General features: G+C 70.8%; 7 protein-coding genes and 1 pseudogene. 3 read left to right on the top strand and 5 right to left on the bottom strand.

Features of this window, described 5'->3' with window-relative positions:
- Window positions 1-81 precede the first annotated feature (81 nt).
- Together ACFCV8_RS23630 and ACFCV8_RS23625 are read left to right on the top strand one after the other, a co-directional pair.
- Window positions 82-1,077 (top strand): aldo/keto reductase, encoded by a 996-nt coding sequence (locus ACFCV8_RS23630; RefSeq protein WP_376687407.1) that lies wholly within the window; start codon window positions 82-84, stop codon window positions 1,075-1,077.
- 157 nt (window positions 1,078-1,234) lie between these two features.
- Complete coding sequence (locus ACFCV8_RS23625) at window positions 1,235-1,600, top strand: hypothetical protein (RefSeq protein WP_376687406.1); 366 nt, start codon at window positions 1,235-1,237, stop codon at window positions 1,598-1,600.
- A 47-nt stretch (window positions 1,601-1,647) separates the two neighbouring features.
- Here the strand turns inward: ACFCV8_RS23625 and ACFCV8_RS23620 are convergent.
- From ACFCV8_RS23620 to ACFCV8_RS23605, 4 genes and pseudogenes are all read right to left on the bottom strand, one after another.
- A pseudogene (locus ACFCV8_RS23620) lies at window positions 1,648-1,995 on the bottom strand (helix-turn-helix domain-containing protein); the annotation flags it as partial.
- A 141-nt stretch (window positions 1,996-2,136) separates the two neighbouring features.
- The gene (gene thpR, locus ACFCV8_RS23615) at window positions 2,137-2,712 is read right to left on the bottom strand and encodes an RNA 2',3'-cyclic phosphodiesterase (protein ID WP_376687405.1); all 576 of its coding nucleotides are present in this window, start codon (window positions 2,710-2,712) and stop codon (window positions 2,137-2,139) included.
- 193 nt (window positions 2,713-2,905) lie between these two features.
- Window positions 2,906-4,240 carry an MFS transporter gene (locus ACFCV8_RS23610; RefSeq protein WP_376687404.1) on the bottom strand — a complete coding sequence of 445 codons (1,335 nt, stop codon included), beginning with the start codon at window positions 4,238-4,240 and terminating at the stop codon, window positions 2,906-2,908.
- Between the two features lie 97 nt (window positions 4,241-4,337).
- Window positions 4,338-4,778 (bottom strand): MarR family winged helix-turn-helix transcriptional regulator, encoded by a 441-nt coding sequence (locus tag ACFCV8_RS23605; RefSeq protein WP_376687403.1) that lies wholly within the window; start codon window positions 4,776-4,778, stop codon window positions 4,338-4,340.
- 145 nt (window positions 4,779-4,923) lie between these two features.
- Between ACFCV8_RS23605 and ACFCV8_RS23600 the strand changes: the two genes are divergently transcribed.
- The gene (locus ACFCV8_RS23600) at window positions 4,924-5,169 is read left to right on the top strand and encodes a ribbon-helix-helix protein, CopG family (protein WP_376687402.1); all 246 of its coding nucleotides are present in this window, start codon (window positions 4,924-4,926) and stop codon (window positions 5,167-5,169) included.
- Here the strand turns inward: ACFCV8_RS23600 and ACFCV8_RS23595 are convergent.
- Window positions 5,162-6,616, bottom strand: coding sequence for an NCS2 family permease (locus ACFCV8_RS23595; RefSeq protein ID WP_376687401.1), 1,455 nt, complete (start codon window positions 6,614-6,616; stop codon window positions 5,162-5,164). The two genes, ACFCV8_RS23600 and ACFCV8_RS23595, sit on opposite strands and share 8 nt — an antisense overlap.
- Window positions 6,617-6,730 lie beyond the last annotated feature (114 nt).

Genomic DNA, 6,730 nt, shown 5'->3' with positions numbered 1-6,730 from the left:
CCGGAGAGACGGGACCACCGGGGGCGGCGCGTTCCGGATGCTCTTGCCTCGAGCGGGCTCGAAGGCGTTGGCTTGTCGTCCATGAAGTACACACAGCTCGGACGCACCGGACTCAAGGTCAGCCGTCTCGTCCTCGGCACCATGAACTTCGGCCCGCAGACCAATGAGGCGGACAGCCACGCCCTCATGGACTCGGCGCTGGACACGGGTCTGAATTTCTTCGACACCGCGAACGTGTACGGCTGGGGCGAGAACAAGGGGCGCACCGAGGAGATCATCGGCACCTGGTTCGCCCGGGGCGGCCAGCGCCGCGACAAGGTGGTCCTGGCCACCAAGATGTACGGGAACATGGGCCCCGACGGTGAGGCCTGGCCCAACCACGACAAGCTCTCCGCCGTGAACATCCGGCGCTCGGTCGAGGCGTCGCTGAAGCGGCTCCAGACCGACTACATCGACCTGTACCAGTTCCACCACGTCGACCGGAACACCCCGTTCGAGGAGATCTGGCAGGCGATCGACGTCCTGATCCAGCAGGGCAAGATCCTTTACGCGGGTTCCTCGAACTTCCCCGGCTACAAGATCGCCCAGGCCAACGAGCTGGCCGCCCGGCGGGGCTCGGTGGGCCTGGTCAGCGAGCAGTGCGTCTACAACCTGTTCGAGCGCCGCGCCGAGATGGAGGTCATCCCGGCCGCGCAGGAGTACGGCCTCGGGGTCATCCCGTGGTCCCCGCTGCACGGCGGGCTGCTGGGCGGGGTGCTCCGCAAGGAGCGCGAGGGCACGGGCAGCCGCTCGGTCTCGGGCCGCAGCGCGGACACGCTCAAGGACGCGGCGCAGCGCGAGAAGGTCCAGGCGTACGAGGACCTGCTCGACAAGCACGGGCTGGAGCCGGGCGAGGTCGGTCTGGCCTGGCTGCTGACCCGTCCCGGGGTGACCGGGCCGATCGTCGGGCCGCGCAACCAGGAGCAGCTGGATTCGGCGCTGCGGGCGCTGGAGCTGGAGCTCCCGGCGGAGCTGCTGGCCTCGCTGGACGAGATCTTCCCGGGGCCGGGGCCGTCGCCGGAGGCCTTCGCCTGGTAGGGCCCTGACGTACGGGTGGGCCGTCGTCGTCCCGTTCTCTTCCGTGAGCGGTACGACGACGGCCCACCCGTACGCCCCCGGTGCGGGCGTCCGCCACAACCCTTCGGGGGGCTCGCCCGTCTCACGGGGCACAGAACTACGTACGGAGAGTGCCACCGTGAGACCCGTTCGCATCCTTCTCGCCGCCGCCGCGCTGCTCGCGCTGACCGCCTGCTCGGCCGAGAAGGACGTCACGAAGCCCGCGCCGGAGGGGGTCGCCGCCGCCGAACGGGCCGCCGGTATCCCGTCCGCTCCGACCGGTGACGCCCGGGACGCGTACCTGGACGCGATCGCGGCCGTCGACCCGCAGCTCGTCGTGGACGAGGAGCGGGCGATCGACGCCGGGCGGAACCAGTGCTCCTCGATCGCCTCCCCGAAGGCCGACTCGCTGGCGGCCCAGCGGTTCGGAACCGATGCCCGGCCGCTCACGGACGCGCAGGGCAAGCGGCTGAACGCCGCACTGCGCGAGACCCTCTGCCCCTGACCCGGTCGCGACCCGCTACGTCCGGGGGGGGAGGCCCGGCGGCAGCCGCTCGGCGACACCCCGATCCGCTCGAGGAAGTGGTGGCGGAAGTTGTTCGCCGTGCCGGGGCCGCCCGGTTCGCCGACCCCGGCGACCGGCGGGTCCGTCGGCTCCAGCAGGCTCCGGTCCCGTCGCAGCCGCTGGTCGAGGTGCCGCCGCGACGGGGTCGCTCCCGTGGCCGTCCGGAACCGCCGGTAGAGGCTGCGCGGGCTCGTCGCGGCCCGTCGGCCCGTCGGCCCGTCGTGCCAGGCAACTGTGCCCGCCCGTCGGGCACCGGCCGTCCGACACCTTGTTGTGGTGCACGGGACGCGCCCGCACGGACCGGCAAGTGGGACGGCACCGTGCGCACCGCTCAGGGCGGACGCGACACCCGGCGGGGCGCTGGTCAGGCGCCGAGGGCGGCTGCCACAGCGACGACGGCGAACATCAGCACGAGCACGGCCGCCATGATGCGGTTTCTGGTCTTGGGATCCACCCTTCGAGCCTAACCGCCCCGCTCAGTGCCCCAGCGACCAGGAGGCGACCACCTCGTACCGGGGGCGCTCGCCGGGGACCCCGGAGTCCGGCAGGTTGCTGCGGACCAGGGCCATCTCGTCGACCTGCCAGGCGGTGCCCTCGAAGGCCGCGAGCGCCTCGACGCAGGGGCGCAGGTCGGCCCCGGCGCGGCGGCTGCGGGCGAGGGTGAGGTGTGGGGTGTAGCGGCGGTGCTCGTCCATCGGGATGCCGGTGCGGCGGGCGGCGGCGTCGGCGCGCTCGGCGAGGAGCCGGAGCATGTCGAGCGAGCCGGCCGCCCCGGCCCAGAGGGCCCGGTCTGCGAACCTCCCGCCGCCGTGGAGGCGCAGCGGGAAGGGCTCGGTGCGGCGGGCGGCCCGGGCCAGGCGCTCCTTCAGCTCGGGCAGCAGTTCCTCGTCCACGGGCCCGAGGAAGGCGAGCGTGAAGTGCCAGCCGGGCACCCCGGTCCAGCGGAGCCCCCCGGCCTCTGGCAGGGCGTGCAGCGGGGCGAGGGCGCGGCGCAGTTCCTCGACGGCGGGAGCGGGCGGCAGCACGGCGACGAAGAGGCGGAGACGGCTCATGCGCCGAGTGTCGCACCGCCCGGGGGCGCCCCGGAGGCGCGCGCGTACGGCTTTACGAGCGCCCCGCGCGCGTACGGACTCCCGGCAGGCACCCCGGGCGCGCGTACGGCTCCGCGAGCGCCCGGAATCGGTCGTACACGCGCCGCCGCCCCCCTCACCACGGGCGAGGAGGGCGGCGGGCGGCGGGAAGGCGTCAGGCCGCGGTGGCCAGCTCCTCGCGGGGTACGAAGCGGACGTGCGGGCGGCCGGGGCGAAGGTCCACCCGGAGCCGCAGACCACCGGCACGGGCCAGCATCAGGCCGACGCCGAGTGCCGCCAGCAGCGAGAACGCCCCGCCGACGGCCATGCCCGTACGGACTCCGTAGGCGTCGCTGATCCAGCCGACGATCGGGGCGCCCACCGGCGTACCACCGGCGAAGACCATCATGTACAGGCTCATGACCCGGCCGCGCATGGCCGGGTCGGCGGCCATCTGGACGCTGGTGTTCGCGCTGATGTTGGTGGTCAGGCCGATCATGCCGATCGGGAGCAGCAGGATCGCGAAGATCCAGACGGCCGGGGCCATCGAGGCGATGATCTCCAGCAGCCCGAAGGCGGTGCCCGCGGCCACCAGCATCCGCAGCCGGGAGGAGCGGCGGCGGGCGGCGAGCAGGGCTCCGGCGAGGGATCCGGCGGCCATGAGGATGTTGAAGAAGGAGTACATCCCGGCGCCGCCGTGGAAGATCTCGTCGGCGAAGGCGGTGAGCCAGATCGGGAAGTTGAACCCGAAGGTGCCGACGAAGCCGACCAGGACGATCGGCCAGATCAGCTCGGGGCGGCCGGAGACGTAGCGCAGGCCCTCGCGCAGCTGGCCCTTGGCGCGCGGGACGACGGTGGTCCGGTGGAACTCGGCGGGCCGCATCATCAGCAGGCCGACGAGCGGGGCGGCGAAGGACAGGCCGTTGAACATGAAGGCCCAGCCGCTGCCGACCGTGGTGATCAGGACACCGGCGACGGCCGGGCCGATGAGGCGGGCGGACTGGAAGTTCGCCGAGTTGAGGCTGACCGCGTTGCGCAGCTGGGCGGGGCCGACCATCTCGGAGACGAAGGACTGGCGGGCCGGGTTGTCGACGACCGTCACCACGCCGAGCAGGAAGGCGATCAGGTAGACGTGCCACACCTGGACCACGCCGGAGAGCGTGAGCGCGGCGAGCGCGAGACCGCACAGGCCGAGGGCCGCCTGGCTGACGAGCAGGAGCTTCCGCTTCGGGAAGCGGTCCGCGATGACTCCGCCGTAGAGGCCGAACAGGAGCATCGGGAGGAACTGGAGGGCCGTGGTGATACCGACCGCGGCGGCGGAGCCGGTGAGGCTCAGTACGAGCCAGTCCTGGGTGATGCGGGCCATCCAGGTACCGGTGTTGGAGATCACGGCGCCCGTGGCGAACAGGCGGTAGTTGCGTATCTTCAGCGACGAGAAGGTCCCGCCGGGCTTGCTCTCGTGGGTGGAGGTCGGTGCGGGGGCGGAGTCTGCTCCGGATCCCGTACTCAAAGGGGTTCGCCTCCTCGGGCGGCTGGGTTTCACTGACTGACGGGATGCGGCCGGGCAGGCGGCGCGCCGGCTGTGGTCCGGTGCGCCGCCCGTCCCGCTACAGGTGGGCGAGCTTCTCCAGCACGGGTGCGGCCTTGCGAAGCGTCTCCCACTCCTCCTCGTCCAGGCCCTCGGCGAGGGCGGTCAGCCAGGCGTTCCGCTTGGAGCGGCTCTCCTCGAGCATGGCCTCGGCCTGCTCGGTCTGGCTGACCACCTTCTGGCGACGGTCATCGGGGTGCGGTTCCAGTCTGACCAAGCCCTTCGCCTCCAGCAGCGCGACGATGCGGGTCATCGACGGAGGCTGTACGTGCTCCTTGCGGGCCAGCTCGCCCGGGGTGGCCGAGCCGCACCTGGCGAGCGTGCCGAGCACCGACATCTCGGTGGGGCTCAGCGACTCGTCGACGCGCTGGTGCTTGAGGCGCCGGCTGAGCAGCATCACGGCGGAGCGGAGGGAGCTCACGGCGGCGGCACTGTCGCCGTCGTGGATCAGGTCAGGCATGTTCATTAGCGTAACTCATTACTCAACCTAAAGACCATTCGTGGTACACGCGCGGGGGGCACTTCGCCCAATCCCTCACTCGAACGAGTGAGTCACCTCCGGAAAGTGACACGGGACCGCGCAGCGGAACGTAACCCTGCTGGCCATGGGATCGACTGTGCTCAGTCTGCGGGTGGACGGCGAGCTGCTCGACCGGCTCCGGCAGCATGCCGCAAAACGCGGAATGAGCGTCCAGGACTATGTGGTCCGGACGCTCATTCGCGACGACTTCGACGAACGCTTCAAGGCGGCCGTCGACGAGACGGAGAAGTTCTACGGCCCCGAGGGCCGCGGGGACTCCGAGGACTGCGGGGACTCCGAGGGCCTCAAGGACCCCGGGGGCCTCACGTGAGGCCGAGGGCGGGCATCGCGTAGTAGAAGACGAAGACCGCGGAGACCACGTACATCGGGATCGGCACCTCGCGCCAGCGGCCGGCGACCACGCGCAGCACGGAGAAGGAGATGAAGCCGATACCGATGCCGTTGGTGATCGAGTAGGTGAACGGCATCATCAGCATGGCGAGGAAGGCCGGGATGGCGAGCGTGTAGTCGCTCCAGTCGATGTCCCGCACCGAGCCCGAGATGATCAGGAAGCCCACCGCCAGCAGCGCGGGGGTGGCCGCCTGCGAGGGGACCATCGTCGCGAGCGGGGTGAAGAACAGCGCCGCGGTGAACAGCAGACCCGTCACGATGCTGGCGAAGCCGGTACGGGCCCCCTCGCCGACGCCCGCCGTGGACTCCACGAAGCAGGTGGTGGCCGAGGAGGAGGAGCCGCCGCCCGCGGCGACCGCGATGCCGTCCACGAACAGCACCTTGTTGATGCCGGGGAAGTTGCCGTCGGCGTCCGTCAGCTTGGCCTCGTCGCCGACGCCGAGGATGGTGCCCATCGCGTCGAAGAAGCAGGACAGCAGCACGGTGAAGACGAACAGGATGCCGGTGAGCACGCCCACCTTGCTGAAGCCGCCGAACAGGCTGGCCTGGCCGATCAGCCCGAAGTCGGGCGTGGCGACCGGGTTGCCCGGCCACTGCGGGACGGTCAGGCCCCACGAACCGGCGGGCAGGTCGGCGACCGCGTCGATGATCACCGCGACGACCGTCATCGCGACGATGGAGATCAGGATCGCGCCCGGCACCTTGCGGACGATCAGCCCGAGGGTGAGCAGCGCGCCGAGGACGAAGACCAGGACCGGCCAGCCGTTGAGGTGACCGTCGCCGCCGAGCTGGAGCGGCACGGTGGTGTGGGCGATGTCCGGGATGCGGGAGACGAAGCCCGAGTCGACCAGGCCGATCAGCAGGATGAAGAGGCCGATGCCGATCGCGATGCCCTTGCGGAGCGAGGTCGGCACGGCGTGCATCACGCGCTCCCGGAGCCCGGTCGCGACCAGCAGCATGACCACGATGCCCGCGAGGACCACCATGCCCATCGCGTCCGGCCAGCTCATCCGGGGGGCGAGCTGGAGGGCGACAACGGTGTTGACGCCGAGACCGGCCGCCAGGGCGATCGGCACATTGCCGATGACACCCATCAGGAGGGTGGAGAACGCGGCGGTCAGCACGGTCGCGGTGACCAGCTGGCCGCTGTCGAGCTGGTGGCCGTACATGTCCTTCGCGCTGCCGAGAATGATCGGGTTCAGCACGATGATGTACGCCATCGCGAAGAACGTCGCGAATCCGCCACGGATCTCGCGGGCTACCGACGACCCCCGCTCGGAGATCTTGAAGAAACGGTCCAGGCCGTTCTGCGGCTGGGGAGCCGCCGGCTGCTGGGCGTCGACCGGAGCGGTGGCCGAGGGGGACATGTATGACCTCAGTCGTACGTAGTTGGGGAGAAATGAGTCAGATTTGGACGATCTAACGAACAAATCAAGTCATTATGAAGCAGATTCAGTATGAATACATGAGGCGAAGATCGC

Source organism: Streptomyces sp. NPDC056347 (assembly GCF_042262625.1).
In the GTDB taxonomy this organism is placed as follows: Bacteria; Actinomycetota; Actinomycetes; order Streptomycetales; family Streptomycetaceae; genus Streptomyces.
Note: the sequence above shows the minus strand (reverse complement) of the source record. Positions and strands in the feature narration are given on the sequence as shown.

Coding starts and splice junctions, on each gene's coding strand:
- ACFCV8_RS23630 (WP_376687407.1), top strand. CDS start 82: ATGAAGTACACACAGCTCGGACGCACCGGACTCAAGGTCAGCCGTCTC.
- thpR (WP_376687405.1), bottom strand. CDS start 2,712: ATGAGCCGTCTCCGCCTCTTCGTCGCCGTGCTGCCGCCCGCTCCCGCC.
- ACFCV8_RS23605 (WP_376687403.1), bottom strand. CDS start 4,778: ATGCCTGACCTGATCCACGACGGCGACAGTGCCGCCGCCGTGAGCTCC.
- ACFCV8_RS23600 (WP_376687402.1), top strand. CDS start 4,924: ATGGGATCGACTGTGCTCAGTCTGCGGGTGGACGGCGAGCTGCTCGAC.
- ACFCV8_RS23595 (WP_376687401.1), bottom strand. CDS start 6,616: ATGTCCCCCTCGGCCACCGCTCCGGTCGACGCCCAGCAGCCGGCGGCT.